Source organism: Brassicibacter mesophilus, assembly GCF_050433385.1.
GTDB lineage: Bacteria > Bacillota > Clostridia > Tissierellales > Proteiniboraceae > Brassicibacter > Brassicibacter mesophilus.
Genome location: NZ_JBNPXI010000027.1, coordinates 25,661 through 45,551, shown reverse-complemented (window position 1 = coordinate 45,551; position 19,891 = coordinate 25,661). Strand labels below are relative to the sequence as shown.

Sequence of the window (19,891 nt, the reverse complement as noted above, 5' to 3'; positions counted from 1 at the left end):
TTGTAATGCTTTATTAGTGCAATATTCTAAAATAACTTCTTATGCATTATATTTGTATATCCCCTTTTTCACCAAATCCATTTGCTTTTTATATGCTTGCATGGATTCATCAAATGATAGTCGTTTTGCAAAACTCTCAACTATATTACTCATAGTTAAAGCCATAAGTATTCTAAATATAGTGCGAACATCATCGGTAACGTTGATATTTAATTTTGATATGTTTATTAATTCTATAAATTCATTAAATCTTCCATTTTTATTTTCTTTCTTAAGCTCTGGTGCTAGTGTCTGTTCCATCCTATGACTCATATTTAAAAAAGCATTTCTAAAAAAATTTTTGTTTTCTTTAAATTTGAAGGAATGAATTAAGTATTCATATAATTGAATAAATGATTCAATTAAATCGCCTTCAGTATTCTTTAAAAAGTCCTTAAATTTATCCTCATTAATCTTTCTATCTTCTTCTAAAACTAAGAAAAATATATCTTCCTTGTTTTCAAAATATTGATAGAAACTTCCCCTTGGTATATCAGCCTCCTTAATAATGTTTGAAATAGATGCTTCATATAAAGATACCCTAGAAAACTCTTTTCGTGCTGCGGTAATTATTTTTTCTTTTTTATCTTGTGGTAAATTTAAGAAGGTTTGCTTAGGCATTTCTATCACTCCATTTCCTAGTAATAATCTATCAAACTAAAATGACAGTGTGTCATATAATGATATTATATGACACACTGTCACATGTCAACAGCTATTTTTTTCTTTCTTTTACACTCCCTGGATACATTAATATAGTATGTGTAAGCTTATATGTAACAATTAATACATAAAATAATATAATGTAATAATAAGGAAGTGGTTGAAATGTCTTGTACTGAAACTGTTAAATCAGATCTTTTTATTATAATTATCTCTGTTATCTTTATAGTACTTTTGATATGTACTTGTGTCAAACCTGATAGTTCAAAGGATAATTAGTAATTCTATAATTTCTAAAGTCAGTTTTTAAGGAGGATAATTTATGTTTTCCAACAACCAACTCGACAGTTTAATGAAAAAAGCCATGCACCAACTGGGGCTTGGTTGCGAAGAAGACAATAATGATAACAATAATAAAGAAAAAAAAAAGAACAATAATCTGAACCTAACTCCCTCACAAATATTGGTTATCTCAGGTTTGTTAGGTGGTGTGTTAAGTGTTGAATCAGTTTTAGTAGATAAAAATCAAACTATTCAAATTATTTTAGCAGGATCTTTAAAAAGAAAAACAGAACTAGAAAAAATGATGGATCAAATTGGTGATAAGCCATTTGACGAAGTACTAAAAGCTATGCTAGGAAGACTTTAATATTTAATAGTTTTCCCTATTTTGTATCCTTCATCAAATATTTTTTTACAAAACTCTTTTTCAAATCTTAATGTATCTCTTGTAGTCATTTCTGTTTCAGGCTCTATGACAACTATATCACTTTTTTTATAATTATTTAAAATGTATTCAGGTACTTCATAGTCCTTTTTAAATACAACAATAAAAAGCTTATCTACTTTATTTTTAACAAAAGGGTTCAAAAAGTTATTATTTAGTATTCCTCCATCAAGCTTATATCCATCATATTCTCCTTTTACCAAATCTTCTTTAAATCTATCGAATACAGCTTTTGAATCAAAATTCTTGACGAATTCTTCTAATGACACTCTATTTTCAACTCTACATGGTAGTAGAGAACTATATTTTATAGAATCAAGCATATCTTTTTTTGAAAGCTTTGTGATATCCACTGCTACTTCTTCTATATTAGTTTTTTTTATTTCTACATAGTTAACATATACAGAGTGTACTGACCGATTTAGCCCATCAAGATCTTTTAATGCATCTATCATCATTTGATTTTCTACAACTTTCATTTTTTCAAGATATGCTGCATCATTAATCTCATCACTAAAAAATTTCATTTCTGTCCACATCTTTTTCATTTTTTCAAAGTTTCCAGAGTATATATAATACGAATTAATAGCTCCAATAGAAGTTCCTGATATAATATCAAATTCTAATCCATTTTCAAATAACCCATATATAACACCTGCTTGAAAAGCTCCTTTAGCGCCTCCACCCTGAAGAAAAATTCCGTTCATTATGCACCTCCACAAAGATAGAATATGATTTTGTCTTAAAAATAAATTATCATATATGAGCAAAACAGTCAATTGTACTATAGCTATCATAATTTAGATAAGTATATATTAATATATAGCTTACACAAGAATTTAGTTAGTAATGGCAAGTAATCTCGAAATATTAAATATTATTCAAGATAAACATACTATATTTTATGATATTATTTATTATGATAGCTATGTTTCATAGCATAATAATATTGATGGTTATGATAAAGGGGGTAATTTTATTGGCTAAAGTTAAAATATTTACTGATAGTACTGCAGACCTTAGTCAAGAACTAATTCAAAAGCATGATATATCAATAGTTCCTTTATATGTTGGTTTTGGTGATGATACATACAAAGATGGCATAGAAATAACAACTGTCCAGCTATATGATGAAGTAAAAAAAGTTGGTAAATTACCTAAAACCTCTGCTCCGTCTCCCGCAGACTTTATTAATGCTTTTAAAAAAAGTATTGATGAAGGTAATGAAATCCTATATATAGGTCTTTCTACAAAACTATCATCTACTATTCAAAATGCTAGAATCGCCGCTAGTGAATTTCCTGATGCAAAAATAGAGATAGTTGATTCGTTAAATTTATCAACAGGAATAGGTCTGCTAGTAATGAAGGCTGTTGATTATGCAAATCAAGGGATGAATATCAAAGAAATTTCTTCTAAAATAAGAGAACTTGTTCCAAAAGTAGAAACTGCATTTGTACCTGATACGCTTGACTACCTTTATCTGGGTGGAAGATGCTCTGCATTACAGAGTATTTTTGGAAATGTACTTAGAATAAGACCAGTAATAAAAGTCATAGAAGGTGGTATGACCGTAGGACAAAAGGCAAGGGGTAAAAGAGAAAAAATCTTGGATACAATGCTCAAAAATGCATTAAAGGATAAGAATAATATGGATCTAACAAGAGTATTTGTAACCCATTCTTTAGGATTTCATGATGCACAATATCTGAAGGAACAGCTTGAAAAAACTCTTAATGTCAATGATGTTATTATAACAGATGCAGGCTGTGTTATTTCAAGTCATTGTGGTCCTAATACTGTTGGCATACTTTATATAAAAGAATAGAAGTGACTACTGCCACTTCTACTTTTTTATATTATTCAAATATTTTTCTACTACCTGGTTTTACATATGTTATACCTTGCTTACAAAGTGGGCAATCATCTTTATCGTAGCTTTCTACTTCAAGCTTGATTGCACTGTAAATTGGGTATTCTATTTCACTGTTACTTCCTCGTCTATCTACTATACATGCAATTCCAATAACTTCTGCTCCATAGCTTTTTAAAACTTCTATGGTCTCAAGAGATGATTTTCCGGTAGTTACTACATCCTCAGTTATCAATATTTTTTGACCTTTTTTTATTTCAAAACCTCTTCTCAGTGTCATCATTCCATTTTCTCTTTCAGTAAAAATAGCAGGTTTTCCTAATTGTCTTCCAAGCTCATAGGCCACTATTATTCCACCCATAGCTGGTCCTACTACAACGTCGATATCTAAGTCTTTTATTTTGTCAGTTACAACACTTAGTACCTTTTCTGCTTTCTCTGGATATTGTAAAAGTTTTGCGCATTGTACATATCTATTGCTATGTCTGCCTGAAGATAGTAAAAAATGTCCCTCTAATAATGCTTCTACTTCTTTTAATATTTCTATTACCATATTATCTCCTCCTCGCAATCCCCTTAATTTCTTTTATTGATTTTATACCTTCTTTTTTCATAAAGTCTGTCATCCCATTTATAACGTCTAAACATATGTCAGGTTTTATAAAGTTTCCACTACCAATCTGTACAGCATCTGCACCTGCCATAATAAACTCGATTGCATCATCTGATGTCATTATACCTCCTATACCGATTACAGGAACATCAACTGCCTCAGCAACTTCATACACCATTCTCAATGCTATTGGTTTGATTGCTGGACCAGACAGACCAGCAAATATGTTGTTAAACACTGGTTTTCTCTTGCCTATATCTATTGCCATTGCTTTAAAAGTATTTACTAAAGATAATGCATCTGCACCAGCTTCACAGCATTTAACTGCCATATCAGCTATATCCTCAGCATTGGGTGAGAGCTTTACAATCACTGGTTTTCTTGAAATCTTCTTTACTTCCTTTACTACTTCATATGCTACATCAGATTTTATTCCAAAAGCCATACCGCCGCTTTTTACATTAGGACATGATATATTAAGCTCAATCAACTCAACATCTGTATCATTTATCTTTTCTATCCCTTGTAAATACTCTTCAATGCTTCCTCCACCCACATTAGCAATAACTACCGTGTCATATTTCTTCATATTTGGCAGCTCTACACTAATAAACTCGTCTATTCCCGGATTCTGTAAGCCAATGCTATTAATAATTCCAGCCTTTGTTTCATGTATTCTGATTCCATCATTTCCTTCTTTTCTATTAAGTGTAAGACCTTTTGTACATATTCCACCAAGTTTAGATATGTCAAATAACTCTGCATATTCCTGTCCAAATCCAAAGGTACCAGATGCTGATATAACAGGATTCTTAAGTTTAACTCCACATAGCTCTACGTTAAGCATCTATTACCACTTCCTTCCCTGAGAATACTGGTCCTTCCTTGCATGTCCTTTTATTTCCTTCAACTGTCTTGCATGTACATCCTAGACAGGCACCTATACCACATGCCATATGCTTTTCCATTGAAACATACACTGGAACATTAGCTTCGTTACATTTTTTTATTACTTTATTCATCATTATCTCAGGTCCACAGCACAATACTATATCATAGTCTATAGGTTCAAATATATCTGTTATATATCCTTTATGCCCTTTTTTTCCGTTATCAGTAGATAAATATATATTCTCAACATGCTTCTGTAGCTCATCTACTAGATAAACTTCCTCTCTAAAACCAGCATACAAATCAATATCACATTTACTTAATTTCATTAGTGACTTAATTGTATAATACATAGGAGCTATACCAATGCCTCCAGTTACTACTGCAACTCTTCCTGCTATCTCCTTAGTTTTAAACCCATTACCCAATGGCCCTAAAAGTTCAATTTCATCACCTGTTTTTAATTTGCTAAATAGTTTTGTTCCTTCTCCTCTAACTTCATATAGAAAAGATATACTGTTGTCATCTCTATAATTGATACTGATAGGTCTTGAAAGAAATGGCTCCATACTCCATGACCTAAGCATATAAAATTGTCCTGGGTAACCTTGAAGATTGCCTTTTACTGTCAGCTTAAAAATGTTATCAGCTATTCTTATATTTTCAGCTACCGTTTCTTTAGTATACTTTAACTGCATCTCTTATAGCCTCCTTCATTTTAACAGCTTCTTCTCTTGCATATAAGTCGAATTTGCTTTCACCGTCCTGATGTTTGCTATATGCTAGAAGTATTGCTCTTGAAGAATTTACTATCCCACCATTTCCATTGTTTAGGTATATTGCCACATCATCAGCAGCTCCACCTTGTGCACCATATCCAGGTATCAAGAAGAACATGTTATTTAAGCTCTTTCTGATTTCAATTCCTTCTTCTATATGTGTACATCCTACAACCCCACCGATTGAACTGTATCCATATTTGCCCATATACTCATTCGCTAAGCTTTGTATCTTACTTGATGCTATATTATATATCTTTTTACCGTTTGAAGCTTCGATATATTGAATATCCTTTGCACCTTCATTTGATGTTCTTAATAATGCAAATATGCCTTTTTCATTATTTTTTGCATATTTTAAATACGGCTCAATACTATCCATTCCCATATATGGGTTTAGTGTTATGAAGTCACTTTCAAAATCTCCTTCAAAGTGTGCCTTGGCATACATTTCTGCTGTCTTAGATATATCTCCACGCTTTATATCTGCTATTACTAAAATCCCTTTTTTTCTTATATATTCTAGTGTTTTTTTGTATGCTATAAGACCTTCTATTCCATATGCTTCATAATATGCTATCTGTACCTTAAAACACGCAGCTACATCCAAAGTTGAATCTATTATTCTTCTATTAAATTCAAATATTACATCTGACACATTAGTATATTTTTTCATAATTTCATCAGGGATATACTCTAGTGAAGTATCTAATCCTACACATACATGTCCATTTTTTTGTACTGACTCATATAGTTTATCTATTATCATTTTCATATTCCTCCCTATTGTATAGAATTCTTCCACCTTTAATGGTCGTTTCTACAGTTCCCCAGTACTCCATACCATCAAAAGGTGTATTTTTTCCCTTTGATAAAAATCTTTTAGCTTCAACCTTGTGTTTCTTATTTATATCTATTAAAACAAGATCAGCATCGTAGCCTTCCTTTATCTCACCCTTGTTTAATCTCATGATTCTTGCAGGATTCTTAGACATCAGTTCTGATAATCTATTCATACTTATATGTCCGGCCTTTACAAGCTCAGTAAAGCATACTGAAAATGCGGTCTCCAGCCCAGATATACCTGGAGCCCCTTTTTGTTTATCTTCAAAGGTATGTGGTGCATGGTCAGTTGCTATTACATCAACAAAACCTTTTTGTATGCCTGTGATTAAAGCTTCTATATCATCATTTTCTCTAAGTGGAGGATTTACTCTATATGTTGTATCACTTGTAAGTGCTATATGATGTGGTGCAACCTCACAGGTTATATTGTCAAAGTTCTTCTTAGCATCTATAATACTGTCTATTGCTTCTTTTGTACTTACATGTGCCATATGAAGCCATGCACCTGTATATTTTGCAAGCTCTATATCTCTGTCTGTAATAATATTTTCTGAGAGTCTAGTATCATATTTTGTTAGCTTTTCATCTTCTGCATGAGATATTACTATCATATTTCTCTCTTTAGCTTTTAGCATTGCTTCTAGCATTACTTCATTATCCATAACTCCTTTTCCATCATCAGAGATAAACTTCACTGATGATGATATATCATCTAAATGAGTTATATCTTTCCCATTAAAATCTGTTGTAATCGATACTGTCTGGTGTATATCAATTAAGTCTATTTGTTTTGCTTTTTCAAGTACATAGTCAACTATTTCTTGATTACTACATACTGGCTTTGTATTTGCCATCAGATTAACTGCAGTATATCCTCCAGCTAATGCAGAACGACATCCTGTTAGTAGCTCTTCTTTATATTCATATCCAGGCTCTCTAAAATGACAGTGCATATCTATAAACGAAGGAAGCAGCATAAGCCCTTCCCCATTAATTGTTTTACAATCTATATTAATATTTTTATCAACCTTCAAAATATGTCCATTACTAATTAATACATCTCCAGTAAAGTCCTGCGTACTATCAACAATTCTTGCGCCCTTTATTAGTAAATCCATGCTTACACCTCCGTAAAGGTATACAGTTCATCACAATATTGACATCTGTATTGTCCGCTCTTTTCATCAACTAGTGAAAATCTATGTGTTATACCTCTTTCAATTGATGTTACACATCTTGGATTCTTACATTTTATAACATCTTCCACCTCTTGTGGTACCTGAAGCTTTATTTTATCACTTATTTCTTCATTTTCTATTATATTTATTGTAATGTTTGGGTCTATTAACCCTAATACAGTAAAATCTATATCAATTGCATTTTCAATCTTTATAATGTCCTTCTTTCCACACTTTGAACTCGGAGCATTCTTTATTAGTGCAACAGTAAAATCAGCTTTATCAAGGTTTAGATAGTTGTATATTTTGATTCCATATCCAGCTTTTATGTGGTCTATTACAATACCTCTTTTTATACTATTTATAGTAACCATTATTTATCCACCCCCAAAAGTTTAGCTATTAAAGCCATTCTCACATACATTCCATATTTAGCTTGTTTAAAGTAACAAGCTCTTGGGTCGTTATCCACATCATAAGATATCTCATTTACCCTTGGAAGTGGGTGAAGTACTATCATATCACTTTTTGCATTTTGCATTTTTTCCATGTCTAATATATAGCTATCTTTAAGTCTTATATAATCATCTTCGTTGAAAAATCTTTCTCTCTGTACTCTTGTCATATATAGTATGTCTAGCTCATCTATACAATCTTCAAGCTTTTCAACCTCTTTATATTCAATATTATTTTTTTCTAATGCTTTCTTTATATAATCAGGAACTCTTAATTCTTTTGGGGAAATCAATACGAATTTATTGTTACTATATCGTGACATCGCTTTAATAAGTGAATGGACTGTTCTTCCAAACTTTAAATCTCCACAAAGCCCTATAGTAAGATTAGATAAGGTGTTTTTTATTGACCTTATAGTTAATAGATCGGTTAATGTCTGAGTTGGATGCTGATGACCGCCATCTCCGGCATTAATTACAGGAATGTTTGAATTTAACGAAGCAACCTTTGGTGCTCCTTCTTTTGGATGTCTCATTACTGCTATATCTGCATAACATCCTACAGTTCTAATAGTATCTGCTATACTTTCACCTTTCGCAACTGAGCTTGAGTTAGGCTCTGAAAAACCTATTATGTTTCCTCCTAGTCTAAGCATTGCAGCTTCAAAGCTGAATCTCGTTCTTGTACTTGGTTCATAAAATAGTGTTGCCAGAATCCTTCCGTCACAGATATGCGAAAATTTTTCAGGATTCTCAATAATTTTGTCTGCTAAAACAAATATTTCCTCTAATTCCTCTGTAGTAAAATCCATAGGTTCGATTAAATGTTTACCTTTTAACATGTTATCACTCCTTTTCAGTCTCTCTGGACCAATTTAAAGGTATTAAATTTTTTTGTTGCATAAAAAAAACCTTCCAATCAGGAAGGCATAGTTATCTAATAGGCATAAATACATCGTATAACTTTCCTTCCTGATCTCTCTGGATCAATTTAAAGGCTTTTCTGTAGTCTATCATGTTCTATAATAATAGTCAATTAATTTTTTTTAACAAACATTAGTATTGTTTGAAATAATATGGACATTTACCTCAAATAACTAATGTTTCGTAGACTAGTCTTACTTATATTTTCTCGATTAATACAAAAACTATTAAATAAACTAAAGAAAAGGAGAATTAATATGACTAAAAAAATAGGTTTATTACCAAGACTTATAGCTGGCATTATTTTTGGTATAATTCTTGGTTTGATATCAAAAGCCGCAGGCTTTTTTGTGATAGTCAGACTTTTTAGTACTTTTTCAAGCATATTCGGTAACTTTTTAGGGTTTATCATTCCTTTTATAATAATTGGCTTTGTTGCACCAGGTATTGCTGACTTAGGTAGAGGTGCAGGAAAACTGTTAGGCATTACTGCAGCCATAGCTTATTTATCAGCTATTATTGCAGGGATTTTAGCATTCTTCATTGGCTCTACCATACTGCCTTCAGTCATTAAGGCTGGTGAAGCTGCAAAAGCTGCACAGGTTGATGTATCTCCTTATTTCACTATCGAAATGCCTCCGATGATGGGCGTAATGACAGCACTAGTTACTGCATTTGTATTAGGACTCGGTATGGCATATATAAAGGGAAAAAACTTATTTGAAGCGTTAAGAGATTTTCAAAATGTTATTGAATTAGTAGTAAAATGGGTTTTGATACCTCTGATTCCATTCCATATAGCTGGTATCTTTTCAAGACTAACAGCAGAAGGTAGTATATTCAAAACATTAAAAGCTTTTTCATCTGTATTTGCGCTTTTGATTATTCTGCAAATAGTTTACATCCTAGTTCAATACACGATAGCTTGGACTGTAAGTGGTAAAAATCCTTTAAGAGCTATAAAAAACATGCTTCCAGCATACTTTACAGCTTTAGGAACTCAGTCATCAGCTGCTACTATCCCTGTCACACTGCAAAGTGCTCGTAACAATGATGTTACTGAAGATATAGTTGACTTTGTTATACCATTAGGTGCAACAATACATCTGGCTGGCGACACAATCACTTTAGTTTTAGCTTCTATGGGAGTAATGTTAATATCTGGTCAAACTCCAACTTTTGCAACAATGCTTCCATTCATTTTGATGCTTGGTGTGACCATGGTTGCAGCACCTGGTATACCAGGTGGTGGGGTCTATGCAGCATTGGGACTGTTAAAGGATATGCTTTTATTTACAGAGCCTCAGCAAGGGCTGATGATTGCAATCCATTTTGCTCAAGATAGTTTTGGAACTGCAACAAATGTCACAGGGGACGGAGCAATTGCAATCATAGTTGACGCAATTGCCAAAAAGAAAAAAACTATTAAATAAAAAGGCTTTTATAGAAGCATTAATTTATTATTTAAGGAACCTTTTATTGAAGCCCATATAACGAAAAGTTTATATTAAGGAAAGCTAAGATTTTCCTATGAGTTATAAAAAAAGTGGCGAAAAAATTCGCCACTTTTTTAGCTCTGACTAAGTTGATTTTTAAGTTGTGTTATTTCCTGTTGACTAGCTTGCTGTGCAGGTGTATAATACCCTTTTTGCTCAGCTATTTGGTATAACTGATATTGGAACTGCTCTGCTTCATCTCTTAGTTTTTGTAAAGCGCTTCTAAGCTGTTGATTAGAACAACATCCAATTGCTACTTCATAGCTGCCCATACTAGCTTTTGTCATTGTTAAAACATCATTTACCATATCTCTCTCTTGCATAATTAACCCTCCTTTTATAATGATTGAGTAAGATTTTGTGCAGTAGTTTTAGCTGATTGTGCTGCTTGTGTAAACATTTGCTTAATTTGTTGGTCTTGGCACTGATTTGCATATTCGCTCAATTTTGTTGCCATCAGTTTGTGACTGCCAACAATTTCTCTCAAATTTTGAAGCTCCATTTGATTAATTTGATTTAAATTTAATGGGTTTTGTAAAGTCATAAAAAACTCTCCTTTCTTTTATAATCTTTAATATTTTCTCTCAAAATCCCTAGTTTTATTATAAAAATTTCAATCATTTTAAGTAATTTTATTACATTTATTGGTATCTAGAAACTATGTTTTCTCATATTAAATTATTCTAGTTCAAAATGGAGATACTAAATATATGAAATGGAGGTGAAGCTATGAATAGAAAAATTGTAGTTGAAAATACTTTAACATCTCATATTGATTTTTTAGAAAAATCAGGATATGATGTACACAAATTGTATAAGAATGAAAACTTAAACAATATTACATCCTTTGATTATGATGGGATAGTTATATCAGATAAAAATAACATTGATTTAAATACTGGTAAAGATTATAGAACAGGTGCTCCAATAATTGAAGCAAAAAATAAAACCCCAGAAGAGGTTTATAATATTTTGAGAGGAAGATATTAATATAGCGGCCATCAACTGGCCGCTACTATTTATCCTAAATATGAAGCTATTACTATTTCTATAGCTCTATTAAGTAGATATAACAATGGAATTCCAAGTCTAAATTTACTTTTATTAATCTTATGCTTAAAAATCAGCATTCCACATAGCACGCCTATAGCTCCTCCAAGAAAAGCAATAGTCATTAATGTTGCTTCTCGTACTCGCCAATCGCCATTCTTAGCCTTAGTTTTATCTATTCCCATCATAATAAATCCAATGATACTTAAAATAATAACGTATACTGCCATAGCTAGCTCTCCACTTGTAAAATTAACCGCAAATTTTTCAATCAATCTAGTCCATCTCCTTATGAATAAGTCTAACATACTACTATAGTTTATCATTTTTTGAGAACTAGTCCATATATAAATTATATTTTTTTGCATATCTTGTTGATTTGTATAAAATTTTTATAAATAAGTGTCAACAAAAAGTGTACAACATACATTAGTAGTGCAAAAGGACATGAAAAAAAGTACGAGGAGGTGTTCTTATGAACCATGACTACAATTACGATTATAATTATGAAATTCAAAATATAGATGATCAAGAATATCTGTGTCCAAGATGTGGATATAGACATAGATATTCTTGCCCAAGGTGTGGTTATTGCCCAAGTACGGGGTATGGCTCTGGATATGGATACTGCCCTAGGTATGGCTATAGACCTGGATACGGTCCTTGGTGGAGATACTAGAATTTCCCCACATTGTAAAGTAAGGAGTATAGCATAACTGCTATACTCCTATACAACAACATCTTAAAACTCTAACTATTTACTTTAACATCAACTGATATAGCCTGTACAGCATTACCGTAGCTTGTGCTCTTGTTGCATTTTTGTTTGGCTCAAATCTATTTTCTTCTACTCCCTTTATTATTCCTTCTCTTAATACTAATGCAACTTCTTTTTCTGCCCAAGAAGCTACCTCTTGCTTATCATTAAATATATTTAAATCTTTTGTATCTCCCCCATTATATAATTTGCTTTCTAATACTTTAGAGATTATCTTTGCTATCTCTTGTCTTGTTATATTTCCTTCTGGGTTGAATTTTGCATCATTATTTCCATTAATTATACCATTTTTATATGTAGCCAAAACTGGCTCATAATACCACATTGCTTTATCTACGTCTTCAAATGGCATATTATCCGTATCGTCAATTTTATATTTTAGCATTCTAGAAATCAAAGCTGCGAATTCTGCTCTACTTATGTTTGCATTTGGAGCAAATTCATTATTTTGCTTACCGTTTATTATTCCCTTTCCTGCCATAATACTTATCTCTTTTTCTGCCCAATGGCCAACTGTGTCTGTGAAATTTCCTTTTGCTTCTTTTGCAAAATATTTACTAAAATGATTTGTTATGAACTTTACAGTTTTATTTTCAGGGTTATATAATCCTCCCACAGTTTCAATATTTCCATCATTTTTAATGAAAAACACAGTTATAGCATCACTGTCATTTATCGATGCTTTATATGGTATACTTACCTCTATATTCTCTTCAAAGTCTCTAATCTTTTCTTTTCCTAGCATTGCTTCTAACTCTATTACTGCACTTTCTTTTGGTATTTGACTTACTACTTCACCTTCAAGTTTTGCACTAGTTCCGTTTCGTACTATAAGTATTAGATCTTTTTTATCAAGCTTATTGCCTAAAATATTTGGTGTTATATTAAAAGAAGTTAAGTGTGAATTCAGTTGAATCTTATCAATATTTTTCTCCTTAGATTTTTCCAGTAATTTATATGGTAGTACAATCTGTATTTCTTCTTTGTTTATTTCAGGCATCAGAATCGATACTTTTTTCTCTTTAGCTTTATTAGCTGATACTTTGTTAATTGCTAGCTTATCCTCTATATAGAGTGAGGTATCTATCATATCGTTTATAATTTTATCAACAGCTTTTTCTTCTATTCTGCTTGTCAAATATAATATTAATCCCATATTTTGCTGTGATACCTTGTCTATTTCTTTTTCAATTTTCTCTGCGGTAGTCCTGTCTAGTAATTTCCCCAAATTTTTAACTGTTTCTATGCTTTTTCCTGATACTTCTTTTGCTAGCTTCTCTGTCTTTATTCTTTGTGATACTTGCAATAAAGAATCGTACATTTTATCCGCTTCATTTACTACATTTTTTATTTCTTTTTCAGTTTTAGCTTGACTTACTATATCTCTGAAAGCATCATGTATAATATTTATCGCATCTATGACTTCCTCTTCACTAGCATTTTTATCATTTAGTAGATCATATGCTTGTCCTATAGGGTTATCTTCTTCATATGGATTACCAATATCTTTACCTAAGTCAACTGTATATAGCCATTTTATATAATCACCATCATATACATCTACACTATCTGCACCTATATCAGGAAATTCTCCATTGACAGAATACATCCATCCACTTCCAGGTCCTTTATCTTTTTCCCCTTGCCCATCTATACTTGCTATATATCCTGAACTACCTTTGTAATCTATTCCATTTGCTCTTAGTACTCTTTTTGTCAAACTCATTACTGTGTCATTTTCTTGTATTTCCACTTTTGTCTTAGTCAATATTACACCCTTGTATCCTTTAATGTAAATATACGCTGTATTTGGCTCTTCTGGTATAGTCTGATCATCTTCTAAAGATATTTGCTTTATACTCTTCTCTCCGTTTATATTTACTGCACAATTATATTTCTTACCTTTTTCTAGAGAAGTTTTAAAGGTAATTTCTCCATTTGAATCAGTAGTCCCTTGATCAATATAATATTTCCTACCGCTATCACTTATTACAATACTTACTGGTGAATCCTTAGCTCCTTGTACTAGGATCTCAACAATATTGCCTTTTACACTATAATCAATGTCTGCCGCTGCTGCAAACGAAGGAACTGCTAACAACAATATGAGTAAAATCGATAGTAATTTCTTTTTCATACTTATCCTCCTCAAATAAAAATGATGTTTTTCTGTCCGTTAGTGCTATCTTTCAATTATTTGATCAACTTATATACTATTTCGGCACACTGTGCTCTTGTAGTATACTTGTTTGGAGCAAAGTTTTTATACAACAACCCCTCTTCTTTAGCTATTTTCACATATCCTTCATACCAGCTACTACCATTTATTGATTTCGCCTTCTCTTCTAATCCCTTTGCTCGTATAACTACAGCAATCACTTCTGCACCTGTTATATTATTATCAGGTGCAAATTTTCTATTTCCCACCCCCTTGATAAATCCCTTTTGGACTGCTAATTTTACAACTTTATCTGCCCAATGATTTTTCAAATCTTTAAAATCAGATGAATATGATGAGGTTTCCTTTTCCATATTTAATGCATAAATCAGTATTTTAACAAATTCACTTCTTTTTACTGGATTATGAGGCTTAAAGGTATCATCAGAATATCCAGATATGGCACCTTTACCTACAAGTGCCATTATTTCCTCGTAAGCATAATTGCCTCTCTTTAGATCTTTAAACTTATTTAGATTATGTAATTTATCAAAAATAGATATTTTATTTTTATAATCTACCATTGCTAATAAGCCATGCCAAGTTGCCATATAGTTTGACTTAGATATGGTGTTTATATGTTTAAAGCCACCATCATTTAACCTATATTCTAACAATTTGTTATACATTTTTTTATCTACGTTTGCTTTAACACTGATCTTTGATAATATTGCCCAAGCGATGCTTTCACAGCTTTCCTTAGTATACAAGTTATCATCAATGTATTTTAACGCTGATTTTACTTCTCCTGAATCCTTATCAAGTCCCAGTGCTTTGTATGCTACAACCCCCATTGCTGTTAAATCAACATTTGAATTATTGTCTCCCACAAAAATCGGAAAACCTCCATCACTATTTTGATTTTCCTTTAACCAATCAAGAGCACCTTCTTTATCGTAGCTATTTTCCCCTGCCACATATAACGATATAATACCCCATATGTGTGCATTGACAAGCTCTTCCCCCGTACCATCAATATAATCTGCAAATTTCCCATCATCTCTTTGACTATTTTTTACTATATTTTTTTCTCTCGCAACATCTTTTTCTAAAGCTACTGCTCCAACAATATACGCTTCATAGTCAGTAGTGATATCTGAGTTAATCTTATCTAAGCTGCAATTATTTAGTTTTTGTTCTGATGCATATAGTGCTAAAATTCCCCACTCATCTAAATCTTGACTTTTAAGATATGTAATAGTCGGTACTAAATCATTTGCAAATGAAATGCTTGAAAATAGAAGTACAATAATCAACGCAAAAACTAATGTTTTTTTCATACAATCTCCTTTCCTCATATTATTAGATTACTTTGTCTGGAAGCTCTGTATAGGTAAGTCTGTCTTTAAATCTAGAAAGTACATTTATAAAATCTTTTCCCAGTAAAAATGCAAACCCAAAATTGCCTAATGCATGCAACAGATCAAAATAAAATGAATTAATATATACAGCTATAAAGCTTTTTAAATTCAATGGATATATAAAAAACAGCCAATGCCATAAATTCATAATATAATCAAATAAAAAACCCCAAAGAAAACAATATACAGCTAAAAAAAATCTTGAAGAATTTTTATTGATCTTCTGTAATATCCCTGCACTAAGCCCGGAAAGCCCCCAAGCTAGCATTTGCCACAATGTCCATGGACCATGACCTAAAAACACATTCGATACGATTGCCGAAACTGCTCCTACTATAAATCCAAAATACGGACCAAATACATATCCAGATATAATAACTAAAAAAGTAGTAGGTTGAACATTGGGAATAGCTGCAAATGGAACTCTAGATACCCCTGCAAACCCCGCTAAGGTTGCTATTAGAGAAATCTTTTTAATAGAAATCTCTTTTTTCTCGTAAGATATAAAAATACAAGCTAATATCCCCGTCAATACTAGAATAGATATTAAACCATAATTCATTGTAACTAACCCCTTTTACATGCTAAGCTTAACGCATCTTCTAATGTTAAAACCTTGTCTGAATATCCTGTAAAAAGTTTGTTTATCTGACTAGAATAGAACAACCCAGATGTGAGAACATCATACTTACACCCTACTTTTGCCACAGTTCCATCAAATATCAAGCATACTCTATCACATAATTTAGATACAAATTCAATGTCATGGGTAACTAGAATAACTGTCTTGTTCTCTCTTTTGAAATCTAACATAGCTTGTGTTAGTTCTTTTTTTAGTTCATTATCTAATCCTCTTGTAGGTTCATCTAAAATAAGTATTTCTGGAGACATAACTAATATAGAAGCCAAAGCAACTCTCTGTCTTTCTCCTCCACTTAAATCTCTAGGATTTTTTTCTTTAAACTTGTATATGTCAAGTTTTTTAAGAGTTTTCTCAATTCTTCTATCATCTTTTATTCCTTTGTTATCTAGAGTATATTTTAGTTCTTCATACACAGTGTCATTGAATAAATAATCATTAGGATTTTGTGAAAGATATCCTATTTCTCCTTTAACCATTACCTTTCCCTGTGTAGGTTGCAACATCCCACTTATATTTTTCAGCAGAGTAGTTTTACCCCCACTATTCTCACCCATTATTCCAAATATCTCACCTTTATATATTGATAGATCTATTTCTTTTAATGCCTGGATTCCATTTTCATATTTATAAGAAAGCTTTTCAATTTTTACAGCTTCTTCGTTTCTATTTATAACTAGATTTTTAATAGAATTCTTATCAGAATCTAGTTTTGTAATACATATTTCAGAATAATATAACTTACTAAGTTTTTTTCGTCCTTCCTTTACAGTGAGTGGAATTTCTTTCTGTCCCATTTTTACAAAATATCTTGTTATGTCGGGTACAAATGCTAATGCATTAGAATTATTCCAAAAAACAAATTTTTCTGGTTCATCATCAAATACAATTTCTCCGTCTTCCATAAATATAATTCTATTAGCCAAATGTATACATCTATCTACTCGTTGCTCGATTAGAACTATTGTATATCCTAAATCTTCATTCAACCTTTTTATTACATTTAATATTTCCTCTGAAGCTACTGGGTCTAGCTGAGATGTAGGCTCATCAAATACTAAAAACCTATGACCCATTGCAATCGTACTACCTATAGCAACCTTCTGTTTTTGTCCTCCTGAAAGCTCATAAGTCTTATGATGCTTGATGTCACTTATGTTTAAAAAATTAAGTGTTTCAAGAACCCTTTTTTTCATTTCAGAACGCTCTATCCCCATATTTTCAAGACCAAATGCTATCTCACTTTCTACTTTGTTCATAACTAGCTGTGCTTCGGGATCTTGAAATACCATACCAATATCCTGCTCTTGATCTATTTTCCCACAAATACTTCCTCCATAAAATCGAGGTACTATTCCATTAAACACCCTAGCTAGTGTTGATTTTCCTGATCCTGATTTTCCGAGAACAAGTACAAATTCACCTTCATTAATTATAAGATTAATATTTTTCAGAGAAGATTCTTTACTTTTTGGATAAAAATATGTTAAATTTTCTATCTTAAATGTTTTCATTTTTCCACCACCATATTAATGCTGCATAGATAATAAATGAGCCGCATAAAAACAATAAACTTATGTCTAAAAAATCAACGCTTTGAACAATAGGATAATATCTATATATAGCATTTTGAGAAATCAGACTATGTGAAAAAGCTATTATTATTATTAGTGTAGAAACGTTAAGTATTGAGTCAAACCATTTTATATCTATCTTATAATAATTACTTCTTTTTATCTTCTTGCCATATCCCTTAGAATACAAGGCTTCAGCTCTATCTAATGAACCTTCGAGTGAAGATATAAGTATTGTCTTTAATATTGGATAATGTACTTTTATCTTGTTAAATATGTTTTTTTGCTTTAAATTAGCTCCTCTTAAAATCATCACGTCCTTAACTCTTAAGATATCTAGCTTTAATCTATGTATTATATTTATTGTCATTGATATTGTAATAGCTAACCTATTAAAGTATTTTAAAAACAGATTAAAGACAATATCTCTATCTATGAATACATCATATATTTTAAATATCAGCATAATAATTATAAGCTTTAAACCCATATTTACCCCGAAAAAAATAGCTTCTAAAGTTATTTTTATTTTGCCTATCACTGGCAATCTGCAGCTTTTATAAATTATTGTCATACCATGGCTTGATGCTAATGGATTTATTATCAAAATTAAAACAAACATATATAAACTGTATTTCAAAATCTGAAGCAATTTGTCTTTATTTCCTGACAACATAAAAATCAGTATCAAATATACTAGCATTGAAACTATATACAATGGATGATTATATACTAATACCATAAGCAACAAAGTAATAGTATGAAATAGTACAGTAAATGGATGAAGATTTTTCATAAAATCACCGTATTTCTAATTAATTTTCGGTTGGAATATTTATTATCTCTTTTTCACTAATAATAGTAGAAAACATACCCCTAATCTTTTCAGACTCTTTATACAAAGTTTCTATTGCATTTTCTATACATTTTTCATCGTTGCCCGTTATTATCCAGATACTAGCCGCTGAACCATAGTTTTTTAGTATTGAAGTAATCACTGCACCTTTTTCATATTCTTTTTGAATCTCATTCTTATTATTTAACGCAACCACACTCCTATTATCTATTTTGAAAAATATCCCTGATTTTTCTCCTCTCTGGTAAATGTTATCTATATACTCTATCCCTAGTATTTGTTTATAATCTCCAATAACAATGGTATTTGTCCCATCTTTGCTTATTTCATTTTCTATGTCTTTATCATAAACCTTAAAGTTTACTTCTCTACCTGTTTTACTGTTTAAATAATCTGCAAGCTTGTTAGCTTGTTGTTCAAAATCTTGTGTAGTCAAAATATCAATACCTAATACTTCATCACCATGTCCATTCATAAAATTGTATGGATAACTGCCAATTACATTAGAAACATATGCATTTTCACTCCAATCATGGTAGTCCCATACTACAACATCATTTGGCTTTAAATAATAGTCTTCTGCACCTACCTGTGCCAAAACTCCATTTACATAATAAAACCAATCTATTTTCTTTTTATCTTTAACTCCAGTAAATCCAGATTTGATACCATTTATTGAATTTACAAAGCTACCACCATAGGCTTTTTCAATAGTTAGATTTTCTTCTAACAGTTCCATCACATTCATGTCTTCTTTAAACTCTAACACTTCATCATATATTACTTGTTGCCCAAAGTTTTTTGATACTATCAAGTTCAACTTTAATTGATCGTCATTAGATTTCAGAGCCCTTTCATCAGCCTGACATCCTGCAAACAGAAGTATTAATATTATTAAACTGTAAACCAAAAGCTTTTTTTTCATAGTAA

At 31.4% G+C, this 19,891-nt stretch carries 23 protein-coding genes; 5 read left to right on the top strand and 18 right to left on the bottom strand.

Annotated elements, in window-relative coordinates; translation table 11 throughout:
• Positions 1-39: 39 nt before the first annotated feature.
• Positions 40-660 carry a TetR/AcrR family transcriptional regulator gene (locus tag HNR33_RS19855; protein ID WP_429086983.1) on the bottom strand — a complete coding sequence of 207 codons (621 nt, stop codon included), beginning with the start codon at positions 658-660 and terminating at the stop codon, positions 40-42.
• Positions 661-1,024: 364 nt separating this feature from the next.
• Here HNR33_RS19855 and HNR33_RS19850 point away from each other — a divergent pair, with 364 nt between their 5' ends.
• Positions 1,025-1,351: a hypothetical protein gene (locus HNR33_RS19850; RefSeq protein ID WP_429086981.1), complete on the top strand. Its 327-nt coding sequence runs from the start codon at positions 1,025-1,027 to the stop codon at positions 1,349-1,351.
• On the opposite strand, the gene HNR33_RS19845 is transcribed toward HNR33_RS19850, so the two are convergent.
• Positions 1,348-2,136: a patatin-like phospholipase family protein gene (locus HNR33_RS19845; protein ID WP_429086980.1), complete on the bottom strand. Its 789-nt coding sequence runs from the start codon at positions 2,134-2,136 to the stop codon at positions 1,348-1,350. The two genes, HNR33_RS19850 and HNR33_RS19845, sit on opposite strands and share 4 nt — an antisense overlap.
• Positions 2,137-2,408: 272 nt before the next feature.
• Here HNR33_RS19845 and HNR33_RS19840 point away from each other — a divergent pair, with 272 nt between their 5' ends.
• Positions 2,409-3,257, top strand: a complete 849-nt coding sequence (locus HNR33_RS19840; protein WP_429086978.1) for a DegV family protein — start codon at positions 2,409-2,411, stop codon at positions 3,255-3,257.
• Positions 3,258-3,288: 31 nt separating this feature from the next.
• On the opposite strand, the gene pyrE is transcribed toward HNR33_RS19840, so the two are convergent.
• From pyrE to pyrB, 7 genes are read right to left on the bottom strand one after another with little or no spacing between them, the layout of a single operon-like run.
• Positions 3,289-3,855 carry an orotate phosphoribosyltransferase gene (gene pyrE, locus HNR33_RS19835; protein WP_429086976.1) on the bottom strand — a complete coding sequence of 189 codons (567 nt, stop codon included), beginning with the start codon at positions 3,853-3,855 and terminating at the stop codon, positions 3,289-3,291.
• Position 3,856: 1 nt separating this feature from the next.
• Positions 3,857-4,762 carry a dihydroorotate dehydrogenase gene (locus HNR33_RS19830; protein ID WP_429086974.1) on the bottom strand — a complete coding sequence of 302 codons (906 nt, stop codon included), beginning with the start codon at positions 4,760-4,762 and terminating at the stop codon, positions 3,857-3,859.
• Positions 4,755-5,504, bottom strand: coding sequence for a dihydroorotate dehydrogenase electron transfer subunit (locus HNR33_RS19825; protein ID WP_429086971.1), 750 nt, complete (start codon positions 5,502-5,504; stop codon positions 4,755-4,757). The genes HNR33_RS19830 and HNR33_RS19825 overlap by 8 nt, the downstream gene beginning before the upstream one ends.
• A complete protein-coding gene (gene pyrF, locus HNR33_RS19820) occupies positions 5,485-6,354 on the bottom strand; it encodes an orotidine-5'-phosphate decarboxylase (protein WP_429086969.1) in 870 nt (289 codons plus the stop codon). The genes HNR33_RS19825 and pyrF overlap by 20 nt, the downstream gene beginning before the upstream one ends.
• Positions 6,341-7,549: a dihydroorotase gene (locus HNR33_RS19815; protein WP_429086967.1), complete on the bottom strand. Its 1,209-nt coding sequence runs from the start codon at positions 7,547-7,549 to the stop codon at positions 6,341-6,343. The genes pyrF and HNR33_RS19815 overlap by 14 nt, the downstream gene beginning before the upstream one ends.
• Before the next feature lie 2 nt (positions 7,550-7,551).
• A complete protein-coding gene (locus HNR33_RS19810) occupies positions 7,552-7,983 on the bottom strand; it encodes an aspartate carbamoyltransferase regulatory subunit (RefSeq protein ID WP_429086966.1) in 432 nt (143 codons plus the stop codon).
• On the bottom strand, positions 7,983-8,906 hold the full coding sequence (gene pyrB / locus HNR33_RS19805; protein WP_429086963.1) for an aspartate carbamoyltransferase: 924 nt from the start codon (positions 8,904-8,906) through the stop codon (positions 7,983-7,985). The genes HNR33_RS19810 and pyrB overlap by 1 nt, the downstream gene beginning before the upstream one ends.
• Positions 8,907-9,245: 339 nt before the next feature.
• Between pyrB and HNR33_RS19800 the strand changes: the two genes are divergently transcribed.
• Positions 9,246-10,421, top strand: coding sequence for a dicarboxylate/amino acid:cation symporter (locus HNR33_RS19800; RefSeq protein WP_429086961.1), 1,176 nt, complete (start codon positions 9,246-9,248; stop codon positions 10,419-10,421).
• Between the two features lie 137 nt (positions 10,422-10,558).
• Here the strand turns inward: HNR33_RS19800 and HNR33_RS19795 are convergent, their stop codons facing one another.
• Positions 10,559-10,807 (bottom strand): spore coat protein, encoded by a 249-nt coding sequence (locus HNR33_RS19795; protein ID WP_429086960.1) that lies wholly within the window; start codon positions 10,805-10,807, stop codon positions 10,559-10,561.
• Between the two features lie 14 nt (positions 10,808-10,821).
• A complete protein-coding gene (locus tag HNR33_RS19790; protein WP_429086958.1) occupies positions 10,822-11,028 on the bottom strand; it encodes a hypothetical protein in 207 nt (68 codons plus the stop codon).
• A gap of 185 nt (positions 11,029-11,213) precedes the next feature.
• On the opposite strand from HNR33_RS19790, the gene HNR33_RS19785 reads away from it, so the two are divergent.
• The gene (locus tag HNR33_RS19785; RefSeq protein ID WP_429086956.1) at positions 11,214-11,474 is read left to right on the top strand and encodes a YkuS family protein; all 261 of its coding nucleotides are present in this window, start codon (positions 11,214-11,216) and stop codon (positions 11,472-11,474) included.
• A 29-nt stretch (positions 11,475-11,503) separates the two neighbouring features.
• On the opposite strand, the gene HNR33_RS19780 is transcribed toward HNR33_RS19785, so the two are convergent.
• Positions 11,504-11,809: a DUF1294 domain-containing protein gene (locus HNR33_RS19780; RefSeq protein WP_429086954.1), complete on the bottom strand. Its 306-nt coding sequence runs from the start codon at positions 11,807-11,809 to the stop codon at positions 11,504-11,506.
• Positions 11,810-12,009: 200 nt separating this feature from the next.
• Here HNR33_RS19780 and HNR33_RS19775 point away from each other — a divergent pair, with 200 nt between their 5' ends.
• Positions 12,010-12,213: a hypothetical protein gene (locus tag HNR33_RS19775; protein WP_429086952.1), complete on the top strand. Its 204-nt coding sequence runs from the start codon at positions 12,010-12,012 to the stop codon at positions 12,211-12,213.
• Between the two features lie 79 nt (positions 12,214-12,292).
• Here HNR33_RS19775 and HNR33_RS19770 read toward each other — a convergent pair whose 3' ends face one another.
• Genes HNR33_RS19770 through HNR33_RS19745 form a run of 6 tightly spaced genes read right to left on the bottom strand, consistent with a single transcriptional unit; the run spans position 12,293 to position 19,886 of the window.
• Complete coding sequence (locus HNR33_RS19770) at positions 12,293-14,449, bottom strand: S-layer homology domain-containing protein (protein ID WP_429086950.1); 2,157 nt, start codon at positions 14,447-14,449, stop codon at positions 12,293-12,295.
• Positions 14,450-14,505: 56 nt separating this feature from the next.
• Positions 14,506-15,810, bottom strand: coding sequence for an S-layer homology domain-containing protein (locus HNR33_RS19765; protein WP_429086947.1), 1,305 nt, complete (start codon positions 15,808-15,810; stop codon positions 14,506-14,508).
• Between the two features lie 22 nt (positions 15,811-15,832).
• Complete coding sequence (locus tag HNR33_RS19760) at positions 15,833-16,453, bottom strand: ECF transporter S component (protein WP_429086945.1); 621 nt, start codon at positions 16,451-16,453, stop codon at positions 15,833-15,835.
• 5 nt (positions 16,454-16,458) lie between these two features.
• On the bottom strand, positions 16,459-18,045 hold the full coding sequence (locus HNR33_RS19755; protein WP_429086943.1) for an ABC transporter ATP-binding protein: 1,587 nt from the start codon (positions 18,043-18,045) through the stop codon (positions 16,459-16,461).
• Positions 18,032-18,901 (bottom strand): energy-coupling factor transporter transmembrane component T, encoded by an 870-nt coding sequence (locus HNR33_RS19750; RefSeq protein ID WP_429086941.1) that lies wholly within the window; start codon positions 18,899-18,901, stop codon positions 18,032-18,034. Before HNR33_RS19750 ends, HNR33_RS19755 begins: the two co-directional genes overlap by 14 nt.
• A gap of 19 nt (positions 18,902-18,920) precedes the next feature.
• A complete protein-coding gene (locus HNR33_RS19745) occupies positions 18,921-19,886 on the bottom strand; it encodes a DUF4430 domain-containing protein (protein WP_429086940.1) in 966 nt (321 codons plus the stop codon).
• Positions 19,887-19,891: the final 5 nt, after the last annotated feature.